The sequence below is a fragment of the Cupriavidus sp. 96C5-1 genome, assembly GCF_057798855.1.
This window is the reverse complement of record NZ_JBYOJU010000073.1, coordinates 1-23,099: the sequence shown is the minus strand read 5'-3', so window position 1 is coordinate 23,099 and position 23,099 is coordinate 1. Positions and strand designations below refer to the sequence as shown.

General features: G+C 68.0%; 16 protein-coding genes. 7 read left to right on the top strand and 9 right to left on the bottom strand.

What is annotated here, in order from left to right:
* Positions 1-6: 6 nt before the first annotated feature.
* The 5 genes from AC3FOF_RS42255 to fumC all read left to right on the top strand — a co-directional run bounded on the left by AC3FOF_RS42255 (position 7) and on the right by fumC (position 7,111).
* Positions 7-1,743 (top strand): OmpA family protein, encoded by a 1,737-nt coding sequence (locus AC3FOF_RS42255; protein WP_488730060.1) that lies wholly within the window; start codon positions 7-9, stop codon positions 1,741-1,743.
* Between the two features lie 15 nt (positions 1,744-1,758).
* Entirely contained in the window at positions 1,759-2,244 is a 486-nt protein-coding gene (locus AC3FOF_RS42250) for an Hcp family type VI secretion system effector (RefSeq protein ID WP_017227889.1), read from the top strand.
* A 105-nt stretch (positions 2,245-2,349) separates the two neighbouring features.
* Entirely contained in the window at positions 2,350-5,055 is a 2,706-nt protein-coding gene (gene tssH, locus AC3FOF_RS42245; RefSeq protein WP_488730059.1) for a type VI secretion system ATPase TssH, read from the top strand.
* Complete coding sequence (gene tssE / locus AC3FOF_RS42240; RefSeq protein WP_488730058.1) at positions 5,052-5,486, top strand: type VI secretion system baseplate subunit TssE; 435 nt, start codon at positions 5,052-5,054, stop codon at positions 5,484-5,486. The genes tssH and tssE overlap by 4 nt, the downstream gene beginning before the upstream one ends.
* Positions 5,487-5,707: 221 nt before the next feature.
* Positions 5,708-7,111, top strand: coding sequence for a class II fumarate hydratase (gene fumC, locus AC3FOF_RS42235; protein WP_276266777.1), 1,404 nt, complete (start codon positions 5,708-5,710; stop codon positions 7,109-7,111).
* Between the two features lie 2 nt (positions 7,112-7,113).
* Here the strand turns inward: fumC and pdxR are convergent, their stop codons facing one another.
* Entirely contained in the window at positions 7,114-8,577 is a 1,464-nt protein-coding gene (gene pdxR / locus AC3FOF_RS42230) for a MocR-like pyridoxine biosynthesis transcription factor PdxR (protein ID WP_488730057.1), read from the bottom strand.
* Positions 8,578-8,673: 96 nt separating this feature from the next.
* On the opposite strand from pdxR, the gene AC3FOF_RS42225 reads away from it, so the two are divergent.
* A complete protein-coding gene (locus AC3FOF_RS42225) occupies positions 8,674-9,474 on the top strand; it encodes a glutamate racemase (RefSeq protein ID WP_488730056.1) in 801 nt (266 codons plus the stop codon).
* A 69-nt stretch (positions 9,475-9,543) separates the two neighbouring features.
* On the opposite strand, the gene pcaDC is transcribed toward AC3FOF_RS42225, so the two are convergent.
* The 4 genes from pcaDC to pcaH form a co-directional block, all read right to left on the bottom strand.
* Positions 9,544-10,743 carry a bifunctional 3-oxoadipate enol-lactonase/4-carboxymuconolactone decarboxylase PcaDC gene (gene pcaDC / locus AC3FOF_RS42220; RefSeq protein ID WP_488730055.1) on the bottom strand — a complete coding sequence of 400 codons (1,200 nt, stop codon included), beginning with the start codon at positions 10,741-10,743 and terminating at the stop codon, positions 9,544-9,546.
* A gap of 51 nt (positions 10,744-10,794) precedes the next feature.
* Positions 10,795-12,186, bottom strand: coding sequence for a 3-carboxy-cis,cis-muconate cycloisomerase (locus tag AC3FOF_RS42215; RefSeq protein WP_488730054.1), 1,392 nt, complete (start codon positions 12,184-12,186; stop codon positions 10,795-10,797).
* Between the two features lie 122 nt (positions 12,187-12,308).
* A complete protein-coding gene (pcaG, locus tag AC3FOF_RS42210) occupies positions 12,309-12,887 on the bottom strand; it encodes a protocatechuate 3,4-dioxygenase subunit alpha (RefSeq protein ID WP_488730053.1) in 579 nt (192 codons plus the stop codon).
* Positions 12,888-12,890: 3 nt separating this feature from the next.
* Positions 12,891-13,616: a protocatechuate 3,4-dioxygenase subunit beta gene (gene pcaH, locus AC3FOF_RS42205; RefSeq protein WP_488730052.1), complete on the bottom strand. Its 726-nt coding sequence runs from the start codon at positions 13,614-13,616 to the stop codon at positions 12,891-12,893.
* 95 nt (positions 13,617-13,711) lie between these two features.
* Here pcaH and AC3FOF_RS42200 point away from each other — a divergent pair, with 95 nt between their 5' ends.
* Positions 13,712-14,662, top strand: a complete 951-nt coding sequence (locus AC3FOF_RS42200) for a LysR substrate-binding domain-containing protein (protein ID WP_488730051.1) — start codon at positions 13,712-13,714, stop codon at positions 14,660-14,662.
* A gap of 33 nt (positions 14,663-14,695) precedes the next feature.
* Here AC3FOF_RS42200 and mdtD read toward each other — a convergent pair whose 3' ends face one another.
* From mdtD to styD, 4 genes are all read right to left on the bottom strand, one after another.
* Positions 14,696-16,132, bottom strand: a complete 1,437-nt coding sequence (mdtD, locus tag AC3FOF_RS42195) for a multidrug transporter subunit MdtD (RefSeq protein WP_017228699.1) — start codon at positions 16,130-16,132, stop codon at positions 14,696-14,698.
* A gap of 160 nt (positions 16,133-16,292) precedes the next feature.
* The gene (locus AC3FOF_RS42190) at positions 16,293-18,323 is read right to left on the bottom strand and encodes a TonB-dependent receptor family protein (RefSeq protein ID WP_276266742.1); all 2,031 of its coding nucleotides are present in this window, start codon (positions 18,321-18,323) and stop codon (positions 16,293-16,295) included.
* 186 nt (positions 18,324-18,509) lie between these two features.
* The gene (locus AC3FOF_RS42185) at positions 18,510-20,693 is read right to left on the bottom strand and encodes a PQQ-dependent dehydrogenase, methanol/ethanol family (RefSeq protein ID WP_017228701.1); all 2,184 of its coding nucleotides are present in this window, start codon (positions 20,691-20,693) and stop codon (positions 18,510-18,512) included.
* 280 nt (positions 20,694-20,973) lie between these two features.
* Positions 20,974-22,461 carry a phenylacetaldehyde dehydrogenase StyD gene (gene styD / locus AC3FOF_RS42180; protein WP_276266743.1) on the bottom strand — a complete coding sequence of 496 codons (1,488 nt, stop codon included), beginning with the start codon at positions 22,459-22,461 and terminating at the stop codon, positions 20,974-20,976.
* Positions 22,462-23,099 lie beyond the last annotated feature (638 nt).

Sequence of the window (23,099 nt, the reverse complement as noted above, 5' to 3'; positions counted from 1 at the left end):
GGTCTCGTGACCGGCTACCCCTACCGCGCCCTCTTTGGCTGGATCGCTGCGCTTGCGCTCGCCTGGCTCGCGCTCAGCTCGCCATGGCGCTCATCGTGGAACCTGCTGCTGGCGGTGTTCGTCATCGCACTCGCTGCGGTGGCCATCCTGATTGCCACCCGGCGGGTGCGCGCACGCCAGCGCGCCTCGCAGGCCATACTGGAGACCATCCATGCGTCGACCGACGCGCTGCCGGGCGATATCCGCCGCAACACGCCCCTGGTGCTGGCGGTAGGCGATAGCGACGGCGCGCCCGCACAGGCGTTCGGCGATGCGCTGGTCAGGAACACCGATGCGGCAATCTGGGTGCGTATCGACGCGCCGACCCGGCTGGCGCCCGTGGCCGATGCCCTCAAGCGCTGGCGCGAAGGACAAGGCCCGGACGCCGTCGTCTGCCTGATCGGTGCCGACCAGGCGCGGGATGCTGCCGCGCTGAACGCCGGACTCAGGCGCTGGCGCTCGGCGGTCGGCGAGGCCAGCCGGGCCGTTGGCTATCCCCTGCCGGTCGGCGTCGCCGTCTACATGGCAGAAGCCGGTGGGCCGGCGGACGACTGCCCGTGGTTTGGCTTCTCCGGCGCCGGCTTGCCACCGGGCGAAGACCTGTCCGCCCAGATCGCGGGCCGGCTCATGCAGTATGCATGGTCGGCCCTGCCGGCTGACCGGGCCCCGCGCATGCACCGCGCCGCCCGCCTCGACGCGCTGGCAAGGTGGGCATGCGGCGCCCTGCTGCCCGCGCTGCGGGACGAAGGGCGCGACGGGCTCCGGAACGCGCGCCCGGCGGGCGTCGCCGCGCTTGGCGTGATCGCCACCAAAGGGGTGCCTGCCACAGACTCCCTCTATGCCGGCTTCGTCGCACAGGCAACCGGGCTGGCGCCCGCCACGCGAACGGCCCAGGCGGGCCATGCCGCCGATAGGGCGCCTTACCCCTTGCCGGAACCGCTGATCCGCGGCATCGCTCTGCAGCCCGTACGGCACGCATTGCCGCGTGCGCTGGGCCACGCCTTTGCCTGGCTGGCGCTCGCATTTTGCGCAGCCGCTGCGGCCTCCGCCTGGCAGAACCGTGCGCTGGTCGCGCGCGTCACCGACAACATGGCCCGCTATCGCGCCATTGATCCGGCGCTTGACGCGGCCCGTGTCGATGCGCTGCAGGCACTCAAGCGCGACCGCGACGAACTCGAGCAATACCGCCGGTCCGGCGTGCCGCCGCGGCTCGGGCTGGGCTTCTATCGCGGCGCCGGACTGCTGGGCCCGCTCAATGCCTTGATCGCGGCCTACCGGCCGCCGGCACCGCCGCCTTCGACCATCGAACTGGACAGCCTGTCGCTCTTCAGGAGCGGCAGCGCCACCCTGAACGCCGGCTCCAACCGTGTGCTGATCGGCGCGCTGGAGATGGTCAAGGCGCATCCCGGCAAGCGCGTGCTGGTGGCCGGACACACCGACACCACGGGCAACCCGCGGGCGAACCTCAAGCTCTCCGAGGCGCGCGCGGCGTCGGTTCGCGACTGGCTGGCCGATGCGGCCGCGCTGTCCCTGACCCGCTTTGCGATTCAAGGCTATGGCGACACCCGCCCCAGGGCCGCCAACGACACCGAGGCCGGCCGCGCCGCCAACCGCCGGGTCGAGATCACGCTTGTCCCCGATTGTCGCGACGATGGTCGCGCGCATCGGGAAACTTCTGGCCAACCGGCCTGTTCATTCCAGTAGAAGGAGTATCAAGAAATGGCAATTCCCGCATACATGTGGATCAAGGACGATGGCGGCGCCGACATCAAGGGCTCGGTCACGGTGACCGAGCGCGAAGGCAGCGTCGAGGTGGTCGCCTTCGATCACGGCGTCAATATCCCGACCGACTCCAATACCGGCAAGCTGACCGGCACCCGCGTGCACAAGCCGATCGTTTTCACCAAGGAAACCGACGCCTCGACGCCATACTTGTACAAGGCCGTCACCAGCGGCCAGACGCTCAAGTCGGTGGAGATCAAGTGGTACAGGATCGATGACGCTGGCAAGGAAAAGGAGTATTTCAACACCAGGCTCGAGAACGTGAAGGTGGTCGGCGTCACGCCGAAGATGCTCGACATCAAGAACCCGGCCTACGAGAAGCACAACCATCTCGAAGACATCGAACTGCGCTACGAGAAGATCACCTGGTCGTACAAGGACGGCAACATCATCCACGCCGACAGCTGGAACGAGCGCGCGTAAGCGCCGCCGCAGCCGGCGCCCTGGCCCGGCTGCATACTCGCGCGACCCGGATCCCGGGCCGCGCATCTCCTCCCCCCTGCGCCACCGCTGCCCTGCCACGCCACCATGACCGCCCGCGACTATTCCCCGTTTCTGCGACGCCTGAACGATCACTGCGCCCGCGCGCTAACCGAAGCCGCCGGCCTCTGCGAAACGCGCGCCCACCGTGACATCGAGGTGGAGCACTGGCTCATCAAGCTGCTGGAACTGGGCGAAGGGGATCTGCTGGCCATCCTGCGGCGCTACGAGCTGGATGTGAACGGCATCTGGAACGGCTTGCTTGCCGCCATCGACCGCTTGCCGCATGACCTGCGGGGCAAGCCGGGGCTATCGCAACGCGTCGGGCAATGGCTGGAAGCCGCGTGGATGCGGGCCTCGCTCGAGGCCACCGCGCCCGGCGCAGCCAAGTCGATCCGCTCGGCCCATCTGCTGGCGGCGCTGGCGGAAACACCGCAACTGCTGCGGGCCCCGGATGCCTGGCCACTGCTGAGCATGTCCGCCGCGCAGATCGAGCGGCAGATGCACGAACTGGACAAGATCTCGATCGAGGCGGTACACCCTCCCGCCCTGCCCGCCTCACCCGCCGAAACCCGGGGTCAGGGGCCGGCAGCGGCCGCCACGCCACCCGCGCTGGCCGGCCAGGCCGACAACGCTCCCCTGTCCCGCTTTACCATCGACCTTACCCGGAAGGCCCGCGACGGCAACATCGATCCCGTATTCGGGCGCGATGTCGAAATCCGGCAGATGGTCGATATCCTGGCCCGGCGCCGCAAGAACAACCCGATTCTGGTTGGGGAGCCCGGCGTGGGCAAGACGGCGCTGGTCGAAGGCCTGGCGCTCAAGATCGCCGAAGGCGATGTCCCGGCTGTCATCAGGGACGTCGCCGTGCGCACGCTGGACCTTGGGCTCCTGCAAGCCGGCGCGGGCGTCAAGGGGGAATTCGAGCAGCGCCTCAAGCATGTGATCGAGGCCGTGCAGCAATCGCCGACGCCCATCCTGCTCTTCATCGACGAGGCGCACACGCTGATCGGCGCGGGCAATGCGGCCGGCGGCGCGGACGCGGCGAATTTGCTGAAGCCCGCGCTGGCCCGCGGCGAGTTGCGTACCATCGCGGCCACAACCTGGTCCGAATACAAGCAGTACTTCGAGCGCGATGCCGCCCTGGAGCGTCGCTTCCAGATGATCAAGGTCGATGAGCCTGACGACGACGGCGCCTGCCTGATGCTGCGCGGGCTGAAGGAGCGCTATGCCCGGCATCATGGCGTGCACATCACCGATGCCGCGGTGGGCGCGGCAGTGCGCCTGTCGCGCCGCTACCTGACCGGGCGCCAGCTACCGGACAAGGCGGTCGACCTGCTCGATACTGCCGCCGCCCGCGTGCGCATGAGCCAGGACGCGACGCCGGTCGCGATATCGGCCTGTGAAGCCGGACGCGCAGCGCTGGAGGTCGAGCGCACGGCCCTTCTGCAGGACCAGGGCGCCACCGGTGCGGCGGATGCCGAACGGCTGGCGGCCATCGATGCCCGGCTGTCCGCGCTGGAAGCAGAGCGCGAGCAGTTCGAGCACGCCTTCGCGGAACAGAAACAGGCAGCCGGTACCCTGATGGCATTGCGCGCCCAATGGCAGGCCGCCGCCGAGCCGGCACGGCGGGATCTGGCACCGGCGATCCAGGCCGCTCACCAGGCATTGACGACGCCCGGTCAGGCCGCCCTGATCCACGCAGAGGTGGACGAGAGCGCCATCGCCCAGGTGATTGCCGACTGGACCGGGGTGCCGGTCGACAGCCTGTTGTCCAACGAGCTCGCCACCCTGCTGGCGCTGGAAGCCCGCCTCGGCCGCGTGGTAGTGGGGCAGGACGAAGCGCTGGCCGCATTGGGCAAAAGCCTGCGGGCCGCCAAGGCCGGCCTCAAATCCGAGGAGGCGCCGCTAGGTGTCTTCCTGCTGGTCGGCCCTTCCGGGGTTGGCAAGACCGAGACCGCACGCGCGCTGGCCGACCTGATGTTCGGCGGCGAGCGTTCGCTCATCACCATCAACCTGTCCGAATACCAGGAAGCGCACACGGTGTCGCAGCTGAAGGGCTCGCCGCCCGGCTATGTCGGCTATGGCGAGGGCGGCATCCTGACGGAGGCCGTGCGCCAGCGTCCCTACTGCGTGGTCCTGCTCGATGAAGTCGAAAAAGCGCACCGGGACGTGCTGAACCTGTTCTACCAGGTCTTCGATCGCGGTTTCATGCGCGATGGCGAAGGCCGCGCGATCGACTTCCGCAATACCGTCATCCTGATGACCTCGAACCTGGGCAGCGAGCCACTCCTGGCCGCCACCGACGCCGCAGCGGAGGCTGGGGCCGAGGTTGCCACCGGCACGCTGATGGAGGCGATCCGCCCGCTCCTGGTCGATCACTTCCAGCCGGCCCTGCTGGCACGCTTCCAGACCATTGTGTACCGGCCGCTGGGTGCCGGGGCCATGGCGTCGATCGTGCGGATGAAGCTGGCCAGGGTGGCCAGTCGCGTCGAGCGCCGCTTTGGCGTGCCGCTGCGGTGCGACGACGCCCTGGTGTCCGAGCTGGTACGCGCCTGCCTGCTGCGCGATTCCGGTGCCCGCAATATCGATAGCCTGCTCGATCAGCAGATCCTGCCCGTGCTCGCGCGCGAGCTGCTGGTACGCATGGCGGACCAGCAGGCGCCAAAGTGCATCCGGCTGTCGTACTCGGAGGACGATGGCATCGGCCTGGACTTCGACGAAGCGGCGGCCAGCGTCGAGGCAGGGGCGTGACAAGGGGCGGGCCTGGCCTCTTCGAGGCGGTCACGGGATACTTTGCGAATGGCGTCGCGGTCGACGAATTCGACGCCGCGATCCAGACCTTCCTGTCCGTCCGGGACAATATCCAGCGCATCCTCAACAGCCGGCGCGGCGGCCTCGCGCATCTGCCGGACTACGGCCTCGGCGACCTGTCCAGAATCTACCGCCACCTTCCCGCCTCGGCGCACACGCTCCAGCGCGAGATCGAGACCACCCTGCTACGCTACGAACCGAGGCTGAAGGCAATCGACATCGACATCGAGGAGACCGAACCGGGGATGCTGCTGAGTTTCACCATGAGCTGCCATCTCCATCGGGCCGGACTGGTGCGATTCGGAACCCACTTCACGCCCGACGGCAAGACGCGGCTCAAATTGCTGAAAGCGGCGCATGAGCGGGAATAACGCTTTCATCCAGGATCCGGCCGTATCGGAGCAGCCCGCGTCATCCTGCGCGATTCCGTGGTGCCCTACAAGGCACCAAGCGAACCGGTGGACGCGGATGACGGCGAGGCCGGCGCGATGGGCGTATAGTCTCTCGCGGGAGCGCACGGTGCCTCCTGTTTTCCCCGTATGGGGGAGACGTACAATGACCAGATTTCGTTTGGATTTGGAGAGTGTTTTCCATGCCCGCATTCCGTTCCGAAACCGACTCGATGGGCGCCATCGACGTGCCCGCAGATCGCTACTGGGGGGCGCAGACGCAGCGCTCCACCATCAATTTCCCGATCGGCGTCAGCCGTTTCCGCTGGCAACGGCCCGTCATCCGCGCGCTGGGCATCCTCAAGCGGGCCGCAGCCGAGGCCAATGCCGAACTGGGTGAATTGCCCGGGGACGTCGCGCGCCTGATCGTGCAGGCGGCCGATGAAGTCATCGCCGGCAAGCTGGACGAACACTTCCCGCTGGTGGTGTTCCAGACCGGGTCCGGCACGCAATCGAACATGAACGCCAACGAGGTGATTTCCAACCGGGCCATCGAGATTGCCGGCGGCGAGCTTGGCAGCAAGAAGCCGGTTCACGCCAACGATCACGTGAACCGCGGCCAGAGCTCCAACGATACGTTCCCGACCGCCATGCACATCGCCGTGGTCGAGCAGATCCACACCCGGCTGCTGCCGGCGGTGGGCGCACTGCGGGATACGCTGGCGGCCAAGGCCGAGGCGTACCGGCACGTCGTCAAGACGGGCCGCACGCACCTGCAGGACGCTACGCCGATCACGCTTGGCCAGGAGATCAGCGCCTGGGTGGCGCAGATCGATTTCGGCCTGAATGCCGTCAGGACGGCGCTGCCGGGCCTGCTGGAACTGGCGATCGGCGGCACGGCGGTCGGCACCGGGCTGAATGCGCATCCGCAGTTCGGCGCGCGGGCGGCGGCCTATATCGGCGCGCTGACCGGGCAGCCCTTTGTCGATGCGCCGAACAAGTTCTTCGCGCTTTCCGCGCACGATGCGCTGGTGCAGACCTCGGCCGCGCTGCGCACGCTCTCCGGCGGCCTGATGAAGATGGCGAACGACGTGCGCTGGCTGGCTTCGGGCCCGCGCTGCGGCATCGGCGAACTCAATATCCCGGAGAACGAGCCGGGCTCGTCGATCATGCCGGGCAAGGTCAACCCGACCCAGTGCGAGGCGATGACCATGGTGTGCGCACAGGTGTTCGGCAACGACGCCACAGTGGCCTTTGCCGGCAGCCAGGGCAACTTCCAGCTCAATGTGTACAAGCCGGTGATGGTGCACAACGTGCTGGAGAGCATCGAGCTGATCGCCGACGCCAGCGCCGCCTTCAATGACCACTGCGCCCTCGGCATCGAGCCCAACCTGCCGAAGATCGCGGAGAACCTCGACAAGAACCTGATGCTGGTGACGGCGCTGAACCGCCATATCGGCTACGACAAGGCGGCCGCGATCGCCAAGAAGGCACACAAGGAAGGCCTGACGCTGAAGGCCGCCGCGCTGGCGCTCGGCTATCTCAGCGAGGAGGAGTATGCGCAGTGGATCGTGCCTATCGAGATGACGCATCCGAACAAGGATTGAGGTCAGCCTGAAGAGCGGATCGCCTCGCCGAGCCGCCGCGCCGCGGCATGCAGCGCATCGTCCGGCGCGGCGGCGTAGCCGATCACCAGCGCCGGCGGTAGCACCCGCTCCCGGCAGAACTCGCCCAAGCCCTGCAGCGCCAGGCCGGCGCCGGCGCACGCCTGCACCACCGGGCGCTCGCCCACGCCGTCCGGCAGCCACAGCACGAAGTGGAACCCTGCGTGTTCGCCGCTCACGCGCAGACGCTCGCCCAGACTGGCCCGCAACGCCGCCAGCACGATATCGCGGCGGCGCAGGTAGACGTTGCGGGAGACGCGCAGGTGGCGCGACAAGCCGCCGGCGCGCATGAAGGAGGCCAGCGCAAGCTGCTCCACCAGGCTGTTCGCGCGGCAGGTGGTGGCGCGCAGCTGGCGCAGGGCCGGACGCAGCGCATCCGGCATCATCACATAGCCGATCCGCAGCGAGGCATAGAGGCTCTTGTTGAAACTGCCGCAGTGGATCACGCGGCCGCCGTCGTCCAGCGCCTTGAGCGCGGGCAGCGGCGCACGGCTGTAGTTGAATTCGCTGTCGTAGTCGTCCTCCAGCACCCAGGCATCATGTGCCCGCGCCCAGCCGAGCAGCGCCAGCCGCCGGCTCACCGACATGGTCAGGCCCAGCGGCGCCTGGTGGGCGGGCGTGACATACACCAGCGCGGCATCCGCGTGGCGGTGGACGGCCTCCATCGAGATCCCCTCCTCATCGACCGGCACCGGCGACACGCGATGCGATGACAGGCTGAAGAGCGGCACCGCCGAGAGATAGCCGGGATCCTCCAGCAATACGCGGCCCTCCCCTTGCAGCACCACCCGCGCGGTCAGGTCGATGGCTTGCCGGATGCCGGTCACGATCATGACCTGCTCCGCGTCGCACCGTATGCCGCGCGTGGCCAGCAGATAGGCAGCGATTTCCCGGCGCAGGGAGAGGGCGCCGCAGGGATCGTCATCGCCAAGCTGCTGCGCGGTGAGCGAGCGCAGTGCGCGGCTGACATGGCTGCGCCATTCATCGAGCGGGAACAAGGCGGGATCGGCCAGGCGGGCAACGAAAGGCAGGCCGGCGGCGACACGCGTCGGAGACACTGCGCCGGCTACTGCCGGCACCGCGACATCGACAGGCGGCACCCGTGCGGGCGCGGTTGCGCGCAGGGAAAAATCCTCCGGGAGCCGGGCGCTCACCCGCGAGCCCGATCCGACGCGGCTTGCGATATAGCCCTCCAGCCGCAACTGCTCGAACGCCAGCTCGACGATGCCGCGCGACACCGCCCAGCGCGCGGCCAGCGAACGCGTGGATGGCAGCCGTGCGCCACGCGGCAGGCTGCCGCCCAAGATAGCCTGGCGAATGCCGCGGTAGACCCAGGCCTGCTTGGATTCCCCGGTATCACGCGGTGGCACTGCCAGGTCGGGCACCTCGGCGTCGCGCATCTTCGGCATAAATATAAATGGCCTAATGAAAAATCGGTATTTTGGTTCTTTTCATTGTACCGATTCGGCGCGATAGTCCTTGCCGGCCTATCTTCCGGGACACCCATGGAATCCTTTGCGACGCTTCACCGCCCGATCGCCGTGTTCGATGCCGGCATCGGCAGCTATGCCGCCGTCAAACTCCTGCAGCAGCGTTTTCCGCGGCAGGACCTGATCTACCTGGCCGACCGCGCCAGCTTTCCCTATGGCGGCAAGAACCGGCAAGCCTTGCTCGCGGTCACCGCTCAAGCCGTGCAGCGCCTGCGGGCGCTCGGCGCGAGCGCCATCCTGATGGCATCGAACGCGCCGTCGGTCACTGTGCTGGACGATTTACGCCGCGCCGCCGGCGTGCCGCTGTTCGGCGTGGTGCCGCCGGTTGCCGAGGCCCTGGCGTTATCGGAGTCCAGGCATATCGGCGTGCTGGGCGTACGTTCGATGGTGGAGAGTCCCGAGCTTGGCGAGTACATCGCCGGGCAGAGCCGTGGGCGCGGGCGGGTGACGCCGTTCAATGCCTCGGCGCTGGTCGACCTGGTGGAGTCCGGCGCCTTCCTGACCGAGCGGCCGCGCACGGCCGCCGCGGTCGATGCCTTCCTGGGCGCGATCCTGGCCGCGCAGCCGGAGATCGACGTCTTCACCTTGTCGTCCACGCACCTGCCGTGGCTGGCCGGCTACTTCCAGGAACGGTTTCCCGGCAAGACCTTCGTCGACCCCGCGCCGGCCGCCATCGAAGCGCTCGAACCCTGGACGACGGCCGGCACCGGCCGCGTGGTTTGCGCCGTCACGGAAAACGAAACGCATTCGGCACCGGCATTCCGTTCGATGCTGGCCGCCATGGGCATCGGCCTGCAGCCGGTGGTTCTCGCATAAGCACTGCGCGCGTCGGCCTGGATGCGCCGGGCCAGCACCCGGCACTTCCAGGCCAATGCTGGGCCGAACTCAGCCCTTGGCGGCTTCGCCGCCGCCCTCCGCATCCACCGCGGCAAACACTTCCTCGGCCAGATGGAAGGCCGAGTTGGCCGCCGGCACCCCGCAATAGATCGCGGTCTGCAGCAGCACTTCCTTGATTTCGTCGCGGCTCACCTTGTTGTTTGCCGCGGCGCGCAGATGCAGCTTGAGCTCCTCGTTGCGGTTGAGCGCCACCATCATGGCGATGGTGATCAGGCTGCGCGAATGGCGCGGCAGGCCTTCGCGGGTCCAGATCTCGCCCCATGCATAGCGCGTGATCAGGTTCTGGAACTCGTCGTTGAGCGGATTGAGCCTGGCCAGCGAGCGATCCACGTGGGCGCTGCCCAGCACCGCGCGGCGTACGGCGAGGCCGGCCTGGTAGCGCTCGCCGTCGTTGGCGGGACGCTTTGACTCGCTGCCCAGGAAATCCAGCAGCGCCTCGGTGAAGCGGGCTGGCTGTTCGCGGTTGGACAGGTGGGCCGCCGCCAGTTCGAGATAGCGCGCACCGGGAATGGCATCGGCCAGCGCGCGCCCTTCCGCTGCCGTGGTGGAGGGATCGGCGCTGCCGGCAATCACCAGCACCGGCACCGGAATGGTCTTTACGGCGTCGCGCAGGTCCGCGTCGCGCACCGCTGCGCAACTGGCGCAATAGCCGCGCGGATCCAGGCCGCGCAGCACCGCGCGCAGGTCGTCCAGCCGGCTGCCGGCGGCGCTGACGAAGGCCGGCGTGAACCAGCGCTGCAGCGAGCCATCCACCAGCGGCGCCATGCCGTCGCGCATGACGCCTTCGATGCGCGTGTTCCACGCCTCGGGCGTGCCGATCCTGGGCGCGGTATTGGCCAGCACGATGCGGGTGAAGCGCTGCGGCGCGTTCACGCCCAGCCACATGCCGGTGAGGCCGCCCATCGACAAGCCGCAGAACGCAGCCTGGCGGATGTCCAGGGCATCCATCAGGGCGATGACGTCGCTGCCCAGTTCGGCAACGGTGCATGGCCCCGGGGGCAAGACCGACTGGCCATGGCCACGCGTGTCGTAGCGCAACACCCGGAAGCGGCCGGCCAGCGCCTCGGCCTGCGGCGCCCACATGCCGTGGTCGGTGCCCAGGGAATTCGAGAAGATGACGACTGGGGCGGAATCGGGGCCTTCCAGCGTGTAGAACAGCCGCGTGCCGGCGTGATCGATAAAGGGCAAGGTGGTCTCCAGAGGGGCGAGGAATGATGTTGAGCTGAGAGATACGGCTTTTCAGGGGATCGGAGTTGGCGCCGGGGTCCGGGATTCGCGCCAGGCGGCCAGGGCCTGGTCGACGAACTCACCCGCGCTCCCGAAATAGTTCGCGGGATCGCAAACCCGGTCCAGCGCCGCGGCATCCATCAAGCCGGCATGCGCGGGAGCTTCGGCCAGGGTCGCGCCGAGCGCCTGGCGCAGGGTGGTGCCCTCCGCCACGGCCCGCCGGCAGGCGCCTTCCACCAGGTGATGCGCCGGCAGCCTGCCGATCCGCCCGCCCAGCTCCAGCATGGCCGCTTCGGCCAGGATCAGGCCGTTGGTCATATCGAGGTTGGCGCGCATGCGCCCGGCATCCACCTGCAAGCCCGATACAACTTCCAGCGTCTGCCGCAACGCGCCCGCGGCCAGCGTGACGACCTGCGGCAAGGTATCCCATTCCGCCTGCCAGCCACCCAGCGCGCGCTCGTGCTCCTGCACCATGCCGGCCAGCATGGTGGCGACCAGCGGCGGCACGCGCACGGCGGCGGTCAGTACTGCGGCGCAGCCCACCGGGTTGCGCTTGTGCGGCATGGTGCTGGAGCCGCCGCGCCCCGGGCTGGCGGGTTCGGCGACCTCGGCCACCTCGGTCTGCATCATCAGCGCGATGTCGCGGGCGATCTTGCCCAGCGTGCCGGTGAGCATGCCGAGCGTGGTGGCTACCTCGACCAGGCGGTCGCGGCAGGCATGCCACGGCGCGGCGGGGACTTCCAGCGACAGCTCGCGGCCGAGCGCCGCGATCACGGCCGGCGCCGCGGCGCCAAGACTGGCCAGCGTGCCGGCGGCGCCGCCGAATTGCAGCACGGCGGCCTGCGCGCGCGTCGCGCCCAGCCGGCGCCGGTCGCGGCGCAGCGCGTCGAGCCAGCCGGCCGCCTTCAGGCCAAAGGTGGTGGGCAAGGCGTGCTGCAGCCAGGTGCGCGCCACCATCGGCGTATTGCGGTGCCGCGTGGCGAGCGCCGCGCAGGCATCGCCCAGCGCGTGCAGGTCGGTGTCGATGGCCTGCAGCGCCTCACGCAGTTGCAGCACCATGCCGGTGTCGATCGCGTCCTGGCTGGTGGCGCCCCAGTGCACGTAGCGCGCGGCCTGCTCGTCGCGGCTCTTCACGCGGGCGGTGAGCTGCCTGACCAGGGGAATGGCAAGGTTGCCGGCCGCCACGGCGGCGGCGGCCAGTGCGTCCAGGTCGATCTCGTCGGCCCGGCAGGTGGCGGCGATGATCTCGGCCGCGTCCTCGGGAATCACGCCGCAGCGGGCTTCGGCACGCGCCAGCGCGGCTTCGAAGTCGAGCATGCGCTGCACCGTGCCGGCATCGGAGAAGGCGGCCAGCGTGGCGGCGCTGCCGAACATCGGGTCGGTCAGTCGGGATGAAGTGGGCATCGATTCAGCTTCGCATCGGACTGGCACCCCCCCGGGGCCCGCCCCCTGCCCGGCGGGGGCCCGGGGCCTGGGGGCGCGCGGCGCGCCTGCATGCGCGTTGCGCCCTGCCTCGGCGGCCAGGGTCAGATGCTGAAGAAGACCGTTTCGTCCTCGCCCTGCAGCACCACCTGCCATTGCAGCTTGCCCGCGCCGGCTGGCTGCGCCACCAGCGTCTGGCGGCGCTCGGCCGGCACCTGCGACAGGACCCAGTCGCTGGCGTTGGCCTGCGCTTCGTCCGGGAAGTATAGGCGCGTGGTCAGGTGCTTGAGCAGGCCGCGCATGAACAGCGACACCACGATATGCGGCGCCTGCGGCTTGCCATCGGGGCCCGGCACGGCGCCCGGCTTGACGGTGACGAAGCGGAAGCTGCCGTCCGGCTGCGTCGGCACCCGGCCAAAACCGGTGAAACCAGGCACCAGTGCCGGTTCCGCGCCTTCACGCGCATCGTCGGGATGGCGGTAGCGGCCGGCCGGGTTGGCCTGCCAGATTTCCACCATGCCGTCGGGCACGGGCTCGCCGCGGGCGTCGAGCACGCGGCCTTCGATCACGATGCGCTCGCCGGCCAGGGCAGGCGCCTCGGCGGTCAGGTCGGCGCAGTCAAGGCCGGACAGGCCGATATGCAGGTAGGGACCGACGGTCTGGGATGCGGTGGCGTACAACATGGCTTACTCCATCGGCGTGGCATCGCGGCCACGCAGCACGATATCGAAACGATAGCCGAGCGCGTACTCGGGCATCGTGGTTTCCCAGTCGAAGGCGGCCACCAGGCGCGCGCGCGCCTTCTCGTCCGGCACGCAGTTGTAGATGGGATCGAAGGCGAGCAGCGGATCGCCGGGGAAGTACATCTGCGTCACCAGCCGCGTGGCATAGGCATTACCGAACAGCGAAAAATGGATATGCTGCGGACGCCATGCATTGTGGTGGTTGCGCCAGGGATAGGCGCCGGGCTTGATGGTCTTGAACTGGTAGCGGCCCTGGTCGTCGGTCACCGCGCGGCCTTCGCCGGTGAAGTTCGGATCCAGCGGTGCGTCGTGCTGGTCGCGCTTGTGCACGTAGCGGCCGGCGGCGTTGGCCTGCCACACCTCGATCAGCGCATTGCGCACGGGGCGGCCGTTCTCGTCGAGCACACGGCCGCTCACCAGGATGCGTTCGCCAATGGGCTCGCCGGCGTGGCCGGCGGTGAGGTCGCTATCGCCGTTGCGCACGAACTCGGCGCCGAACAGCGGGCCGGTCACCTCGGACAGCGTCTGCGGCAGCGTCACCAGGGGCTGGTCTGGCGAGCGCAATTGGGTGGAGGTATAGGGATCGAAGCGGTATTCGGGCTGGGTATCCCAGTACGGGCGGCGGTACTGCGCCAGTCCGGGCGGCAGCTTGGTAGGCGAATCAGCCATGGTGCGCGTCTCCTTGCGTAAGAATTTTCATTACTTTATTTGCGAAGAGAACTGCTGTAAATTGAGTTTTTCGCCCATTTAGATAACTTTTTGCTATGCAACCCGCCTTTCGCAGCCGCGTCCGCCTGCGCCACCTGCATTGTTTCGTCGCGGTGGCGCAAACCCAGCACCTGGGCCTGGCCGGTGAGCAGTTGGGACTGAGCCAGCCCGCGGTATCCAAGACGCTGAGCGAGCTGGAAGCGCTGCTTGACGCACGTTTGCTGGTCCGCGGGCGTTCCGGGACCGACCTGACCGAACTTGGCCAGCGCTTCCTGCGCCACGCGCTGCGGGTGCTGGGGGACCTCGACGAGGCCGCCGACAGCGTCAGCGGCACCGGCACCGCGGGGCGCCAGCAGCTCAGGGTAGGCGCCCTCCCCAGCGTGGTGCCCGACCTGCTCCAGGAAGCCGTGCTGGCATTCCGCCGCGCGCACCCGGAGGTCGGCCTGGCGGTGCAGACCGGCATGAACCGCACCCTGATCGAATGGCTGAAGGCCGACGTGCTGGATATCGTCATCGGCCGCATGGACGATCCGGCGGTAATGGAAGGACTGTGGTTTGAAATGCTCGATACCGAGCCGCTGCTGCTGGCGGTGCGCAAGGGCCATGCGCTGGCGGCCACCCATGCCGCCATGGCGGAGGTGATGGCCTGCCCGCTGATCGTACCGGCGCAAGGCTCGGTGCCGCGCCACAGCACGGAAAGCCTGCTGGCCCGACACGGTTTCGTGCTGCCGCCGGGCACGATGGAAACCTCGGACGCCTACCTGGGCCAGCTGATCGCGCTCAAGTCCGACGCGGTCTGGCTGGCGCCGCGCTGCGCCATGCGCCAGGCGCTGGATAGCGGCGAGCTGGTACTGCTGCCAATCTCGGGCCAGGGCAGCGAGGAGCCCGTCGGGCTGCTGCGCCAGGGCAGCCGCGAACCCGGGGCGGCCGCGGAAGCCTTTGCGCAGGACCTGCGCGAGCGCGCCGCCGCACGGGCACGCGGGCAGGTGCCTGGCAAACGGGGATAGTGCAGGACGTTGGCGCCGGGCAATATCCCGGCCTTACATCTCGGTAGCGTCTTGCACGCCCTTGCCGGCGGGACGGGCGACGTCCGGGGAAAGCTGCAGGAAGATCCACGCGGAGGCCGAGGTGATCAGCCCCACGCAGATGAAGGTGGCATGGAAAGCCGGCAGCGCGCTGATGGCGCCGTGCCGGCTGAAGCTGCCCTGGAAGGTCGCCAGCAGCGCGCCGGCCGAGGTCACGGCCAGGCTCATCGACAGCATCTGCACCATCGACAGCATGCTGTTGCCGCCGCTGGCCCCGGCGGTGCCGAGGTCCTTCAGCGTGACCGTGTTCATGGCGGTGAACTGGATCGAGTTGAGGGCGCCGAAAACGGCCAGCTGCACCAGCACCAGCGCCAGCGGCTGGGTCGGCGAGATCAGCGAGAACGATGCCATCGCCAGCCCCACCATGAAGGTATTGGTCACCAGCACCTTGCGATAGCCATGGCGCTGGATCAGCCCGGTGGCGAGGCGCTTGGAGGCCATGCCCGCCGCGGTGATCGGCAGCATCATCATGCCCGCCTCGAACGGCGAATAGCCCAGGCTGACCTGCAGCGTGAGCGGGATCAGGAACGGCATGGCGCCATTGCCGATGCGCGCGAAGAGATTGCCCAGCAGGCCCACGCTGAAGGTATGGATGCGGAACAGCCTGAGCGCGAACAGCGGGCGCCGGCGGCGCGTGGCGTGCAGCACATAGGCGGTCAGCGAGGCCATGCTGGCGATCAGCAGCATCAGCACCGTGGCGTGCTGGAAGCCCAGCTCGGCCAGGCCATCCAGCGAGAATGACAGGGTCAGCATGGCGATGGCCAGGAACAGGTAGCCGCTGATATCGAACGGCGCCACGCCGTGCAGCCGGCTGTTGGGCATGTAGCGCAGGGTGGCCAGCCCGCCCAGCGCCCCCACCGGCACGTTGATCAGGAAGATCCAGTGCCAGGAAAACGTCTGGGTCAGCCAGCCGCCCAGGGTCGGGCCGATCAGCGGGCCGACCATGCCCGGAATGGCGACGAAGCTGAGCGCCTGCAGATACTGGTCGCGCGGGAAGGTCCGCAGCACCGCCAGCCGACCCACCGGCAGCAGCATGGCGCCGCCCACGCCCTGCAGCACGCGCGCGGCCACCAGCATGGTCAGGCTGCTGGAATACGCGCAGGCCAGCGAGCCGGCGACGAACAAGCCGATGGCGGTCTGGAAGATGGTGCGTGTGCCGAAGCGGTCGGCCAGCCAGCCCGAGGCCGGGATGATCACCGCCATCGTCAGGGAGTACGCGATGATGACCGACTGCATGCGCAGCGGGCTCTCGCCCAGGCTTCTGGCCATCGAAGGCAAGGCGGTGTTGACGATGGTGGAATCCAGCGTCTGCATGAAGAAGCCGACCGCCACTACCCACAGCATGATGTTGCGGTTGCGGTCGTCGGCGGGGGCCAGGGCGGTGTCTTGCATGAGGATGAGCGTTCGTGGGCGCGCCCTGCAGAGGCGCGAAACGCCGCTGCCGGGCCAGGCACCGTGACAGTGTAGCCGAGCCAAATCGCGGCGGCGGCCGTGCGGGGTGATTTTGCCGCGAACCGGTGGCGGAACCACCCGCATGCCCGCTGGATGCGTCTCAGATCTCCGCCCTCAGCCCCACAAAAAACCGCCTTCCCGGCGCCGGCTCGAAGTACCGCCCATTGCTTTCATTGACGATCACCGAGCCGATGTAGCGCCGGTCGGCGAGATTGTCGATGCGGCCAAACGCGAACCAGCGCACCTTGCCCACGCGGAAGGCATAGCCGGCACGCAGGTTGAAGCTGGCGTAGCCCGGCGCGGCCTGGGTGTTCAGGTCATCGGCGAAGACCCGCCCTTCCACCCGCATCTCCACCCCCAGCGTCAGCCCGGCCAGCGGCCGGTAAGTCGCCTCGGCGCTCAGGCTATGGCGGGCGGTGCCGGGCAGGCGGTTGCCGGCGGCGACGGTCTGCCCTTGCGCATTGCGGAAGGCGTCGCCAAAGGAAGCATCGAGCCAGGTATAGGCCAGGCCGGTGCCGAACCGCTGCCCCGGGCCGAAGGCGCCGTGCCAGCCCAGTTCCAGCCCGCGCCGGCGCACGCCGCCGACATTCTGGTAGACGCTGCGGCCGTTGTCGTTGGATAGCGGCACGATCTCGTTATGGCTGCCGGCATCGAACAAGGCAGCCTCCAGGCGCTGGCCATTGGCTTGCCACTTGACGCCAAGCTCGCCCTGGCGGCTGCTGGATGGCTGCAGGCCAAGGTTGGTGCCGGTGCCGCCAGGACCGTAGGCCACCTCGGTCAGCGTCGGCGTCTCGAAGCCGCGGCCCAGGTTGGCATAGACATTGAGCGAATCCAGCCCCTGCCAGACCACGCCCAGCACCGGGCTCACGTTGTTGTACGTGGCGGTGCCGCTGTCGTCGGGACTGGCGGCGGTGACGAAATGATCGTCGATGCGCAGCCGGACCTGGCTGGCGCGCACGCCGCCCACCAGGCGCCACGCGGGGTGCCAGGTCCAGTCGAACTGGGCAAAGGCGCCCAGGCTGCGCGCCTTGTCGGTTTCGTCGCGGCGCAGGGCGCCCTGCGTACCGTTCTGGTTGACATAGCCGGTGCGGGCATCGCGCATGGCGTCGGCATCGGCCCCGGCGCTCCACGTCAGCGGCAGCCCGGCCAGCGTGGTGTTGTGGTGCCAGGAGAGCGCACCGCCGCCGTAAGTACGGTCGATATCGACAATGCCGCCCGCCGAGCTCGGCGCGATGCCGCTGAAACCCAGGTACTGGGTCAGCTGGCGGGTACCGCCGTAGATGCGGAATTCGAGGCTGTCCTTTTCGCTCAGCCGCTGCTCCACCAGCACGCCGCCCTGGTTCTGGTCGACGGTCTTGCGGGTATTGAACTGGCTGGCCAGCGCCACCGCCTGGCGCGGGTTGGCGTCGGCCTGCGCCCGCGTCAGGCCGAGCGGGTCCTGCGCCAGCGGCTGGCTGAAACTGTTGAACAGCGCGGTGACCTTGGTGCCAGCCACCGGCTCGGCCACCACCTTGGCATTGAGCTGGCGGCGCCGCGCCGCGCTGTGGTCGCGATAGCCGTCGGTATCGAAGGTCCAGGCGTCCAGTACGGCGCCAATCCTGTCATTGCCGCCGCCCACCGTCACGCCGGCCATCCACTGCCCATCCGAACCAAGGCCGGAGGTGGCGCGCGCCATCGGCGCCTTGGGCGGATCGGGCGTGAAGATCTGCACCACCCCGCCCGAGGCGTTGCCATAGAGCTGGGCAAAGGGCCCGCGCAAGACCTCGATGCGGCTGGCATTGGTGAGATCGGCGGTGGCGGCCTGGCCCTGCCCGTCCGGCATGGTGGCCGGAATGCCGTCGACGAACAGCCGCACGCCGCGCACGCCGAAGGTGGAGCGGCTGCCAAAGCCCCGCACCGCGAGCTGCAGGTCTTGCGCGTAGTTCTGGCGCTCGCGCGCCGCCACGCCGGGCACGCCAGTCAGCAACTCGGACAGATTGATCAGGGGACCTGGCGCGGCCAGCGAATCGACGGCAACGCTATCGATCGCGGCTGGCGCGTCGAAGCGCTTTTGCTCGGCCCGGCTGGCGCTCACCACTACGTCGGGGAGCGTTTCCTCGGCCGGTGCAACGCCCGGCCCGGTGGCGAACATGGCGGCCGCCACGTAGCACAGCCGGCGGGAAGCCAGTCCGGAACCCTGTCTCCGGCTTCGCGCGCCGCCGTTGATGCCTGCCATACTCCTCCCGTCAGATGATGAATCGATGGATCGATGGATCGATGGATCGATGGGGCCATCGATCGGATGGCTTCCAGCGGTGCCGCCCCCTGGCCCCGCGGCCTACTTGGGCCGGATCGCGTCGGCCGTCCCCTGGATGAAGGCCTTGATCTTCTCGACGTCCTCCATGCTCAGCCTGCCGCTGAAGTCCGGCATGCCCCGTGCCATGGCGGGCCCCTTGAAGATGAACTTGTCCAGGTTCTGGATGTAGGCGGTATTCATATAGCCGAGGTTGGGGATATTGCCGCCGCGGTCCACGCCAGGCACACCGTGGCAGAGCACGCAGTTGCTGACGTAGAGCGCCGTGCCGGCCGCCACGTTGGCCGGGTCGTACTTCACGCCCGACAGCAGTTCACCCGCGCGGTACTGCACGAAGGCCGGCAGCGGCGCCTTGCCGCCCACCGCGAAAGTGTAGACCGTGCCCGGCCCCTGCCGCTCGGTGGCGCGCTGGGCTTGCCCGTAGACACCGCCCCAGCCGACCGCGACCGACACATACTGCTTGCCGTCGACCATATAGCTCACCGGCGCGGCAATCACGCCGGTGCCGGTGGGCGATTCCCACAGCTTGGCGCCGGTGGTGGCGTTGTAGGCGATGAAGCGGCCATCGGCGGTGCCCTGGAACACCAGGTTGCCGGCCGTGGTCAGCGTGCCGCCATTCCACGGCGAGACCTGCTCCTGGGTCCAGACCGCCTTCTGCTGCACGGGGTCCCAGGCGATCAGGCGGCCAAACGGCTTGCTGGCCGGCGCTTCGACATTGAGGAATTTCGCGGTGTTCCAGCCCACGTTGCCGTGCGGCTGGCCGGGCTGCTTGCCGTTGAAGGTCCAGTTCTTGTCGTCCATCAGGTTCAGCGGCACATGCTGGGCCGGCAGGTAGACCAGGCCGGTCTGCGGATTGAACGACATCGGATGCCAGTTGTGCGCGCCATAGGGGCCGGGGATGGCGTCATACGGCTTGTCGCCGGCGCGCGCTTCCGGCAATTCGATGGGGCGGCCGTTCTGGTCGTAGCCGGTGGCCCAGTTCACATCGACGAAGTTCCTGGCCGAGATGAACTGCCCGTTGGTGCGGTCGATGACGAAAAAGAAACCGTTCTTGGGCGCGTGCAGTATCACCTTGCGCGCCTTGCCGCCGATGTTCAGGTCGGCCAGGATCATGGGCTGGGTGGAGGTGTAGTCCCAGTTGTCGCCGGGGGTTTCCTGGTAGTGCCAGACGTACCTGCCGGTATCCGGGTCGAGCGCGACGATGGAGGCCAGGTACAGGTTATCGCCGCCGGCCGGGCTGCGCTTGCTGCGCGACCAGGGCGAGCCATTGCCCGTGCCCACGTACATCAGGTTGAGTTCCGGGTCGAAGGCCAGCGTATCCCAGGCGGTGCCGCCGCCGCCGGCTTCCCACCATTTGCCGGCCGGGTCCCAGGTCTTGGCCGCCTTGGCCATCGACTCGTCCTCGAACGGCTTGCCGGGATCTCCCGGCACGGTGAACCAGCGCCATTTCTGCTCGCCGCTGTTGGCATCGTAGGCAGTGATATAGCCGCGCACGCCGTACTCGGCGCCGCCATTGCCGATGATGACCTTGCCCTTGAACACGCGCGGCGCGCCGGTGATGGTGTAGGAGTGGCTGCGGTCGATGATGGTGTCTTTTTCCCACAGCTTGCGGCCGGTGCCGGCATCGACCGCGATCAAGCGGCCATCGTAGGAGGCGACGAACACCTTGCCCTGGTAGAGCGCCACGCCGCGATTGACAACGTCGCAGCAGCCCTTGTAGCCGATCGACCTGTCGACCTTGGGATCGAAGGTCCAGATGCGCTTGCCGGTGCGGGTATCGATGGCATGCACCACGCTCCACGAGGCGCTGACGTACATGATGCCGTTCACCACCAGCGGCGTGGCTTCCACCCCGCGCGTGGATTCCATGTCATAGGACCAGGCCAGCCCGAGGTCCTTCACATTGTCCGCGTTGATCTGCGAGAGCCGGCTGAAGCGGGTTTCCGCGTAGTCCAGGCCATAGCTGGGCCAGTCGGGCGTGTTGGCGGCGTTGGCTTCGATAAAGGCGCCATCCACGCTTCGGGTCACGGCACGGATATGGTCGGCGCTCGCCACCTTGCCGGGCGCCTTGGCCTGGGCGGCCGCCAGCGAGGCCACGGCCAGGCCCACCGCAAAGACGGCCATCGCGCGAGGCAAGCGGCGTTGATTGCCCGCGCGCGGCGCGGCGCCCTGGCCGCAGGAGAAAACCCGCTTGGATTGGTGGCTCATTGTGTCTCCTCTTTCTTATTTCTTCTTGCTTCTTTTGCGGGGAACGCCAGGCTGGTTCCGTGCCAGCGTCTGCCCAACGGCACGCCGGCGATGGCCGGCCCGTGCCACGGGATTTGCAAAGCCTAAGAATGGCGCGAGCGCGTGCGTTTTACACACCCGGGATTACCCCGACGATCCTCGGCTTGATATAACAGGACATTGGGTGTCGAGACGCAAGGAAGCCGCCGCGCTGCCAGGCGGCAAGCGCGGCGGATCGATGCGGTTCGCTGCCGTCTTCGCTTTAGTAAGCGATGCAGACCGACTTGATCTCGGTGTAGGCCTCGATGGCCGAGCGGCCATGCTCGCGCCCGACCCCGGAAGCCTTGTAGCCGCCGAACGGCATATTGGGATCGACGATATTGTGCGTATTGACCCAGACCGTGCCGGCATCCAGCCCGTCGACCAGGCGCTGCACCGCGCGCAGGTCGTTGCTCCAGATGCTGGCGCCCAGGCCGTACTCCGAGCGGTTGGCCTCGGCCAGCACGGCCTCGGGATCGTCGAACGGCATGGCCACCACCACCGGCCCGAAGACTTCCTCGCGCACCAGCGTCAGGTCCTTGCATGCCGCATTGGCCACCACCGTGGGCCGGACGAAGTAGCCGGGCCGGTCCAGCGCATCGCCACCCGCCACGATCTCCGCGCCTTCGCTGCGGCCGGTACCGATCAGCCCCATCACCTTGTCGCGATGGCGTGCCGACACCAGCGGCCCCATCTGGCTGGCCGGATCGAGGCCGGAACCCAGCACCGTGGCGTTCGCCACCTTGCCCAGCCCTTCGACCACCTGGTCGTAGTGCCGGCGCGCCACGTACAGGCGCGAGCCGGCCGTGCAGACCTGGCCCTGGTTGAGGAAGATGGCGCCGGCCGCGCCCTGGATGGCATGCGCCGGATCGCAATCGTCCAGCACGATCACCGGGCTCTTGCCGCCCAGCTCCAGCGAAACGCGGCGGATATCCTGGCCGCAGCGCGCCCCGATCAGGCGGCCCACCTCGGTGGAGCCGGTGAAGGTGATCTTGTTGACGCCGGGATGCGCGACCAGCGCCGCGCCGGGCACGCCGTCACCGGTCACCACGTTGAGCACGCCGGCCGGGAAACCCGCCTCCAGCGCCAGTTCGGCCAGCCGCAGCGCGGTCAGCGGCGTTTCCTCGGCGGGCTTGAGCACCACCGTGCAACCGCAGGCCAGCGCCGGCGCGATCTTCCAGACCGCCATCAGCAAGGGAAAATTCCACGGCACGATGGCGCCCACCACGCCCACCGGCGAGCGCCGCGTCATGGCGCTGTAGCGCGTGCCCGGCGGGAACGGCACCGACACGTCCAGCGTGCTGCCTTCGATCTTGGTGGCCCAGCCGGCCATATAGCGCAGCCATTGCGCGCTGCCGCCCACTTCCAACCCTTGCGAGAAGGCCAGCAGCTTGCCGTTGTTCAGGGTTTCAAGACGAGCCAGTTCGTCGCCATGCTGCTCCACCAGGTCGGCCAGCTTGAGCAGCAGGCGCTCGCGCTGGGCCGGCATCATGGCGCGCCACGGGCCGCTGGCAAAGGCGCGTCCGGCAGCAGCGACGGCGGCATCGATATCCGCCGCCGCGCCCGCCGGCACGCGCGCGATCTCCTCGCCGGTAGCGGGATCGAACACGGCGAAGGTCTCGCCGGACGCGGCCTGGCGCCACTCGCCGTCGATCAGCATGGCATTGCGGATGGCCTGGTCCAGGCCGCGGGCTGCTACGGGTGCATTCATCGTTGTCTCCGGTGGGGTTGGGCATCTGGCAACTGCCTTGTCATGGAGAGCGAAGTTAGCATTGCGTCCTTGCCGTGGCTTGTCTGGCCGTGCATAAAGCTTGCCGATGCGTGCAAGGGCGGGAAAGCCCGAATTTATTCTATAAGTGCTGCATGAAGCACAAAACCAGTGGGTGCGCCAAAATCCAGCGTGTTCTTGCTAACGTCGGATTCCCACAACGTTGATATGCGTTCGGCTTATTCCATCTTTTTTATTCTACGTACTGCCATCCAACCGTTCTGGTTTAATGGCTTTTTTAAAATTAAGTGATGCGGCTTCTGTTTTATTGGAATTTTGTAGGGACCTGATTTAGGGTTGCAGGGCCTAAAGGCGGAGTGGCGTCGGGCTCTTGGGCACATGGAGGTGTTACTTTTCTTTACTCGTAAAGAAAAGTAACCAAAAGAAAGCGACCCCTTGCAGGGGGGCTGGCTTATCAGGATCGGGGACGTTTCGGATTCGTGGTGGGCGCGGTGGTTCTAATAAACTGCTGGCGCTACCGGCACGAACGGCATTGCCGCTGCGAATGACGGTGGTTTCATTGTATGACCCCTGAATGACGATTTCGCTTGCCCATTCAGGCATCTGCCGTTACCAGTTTA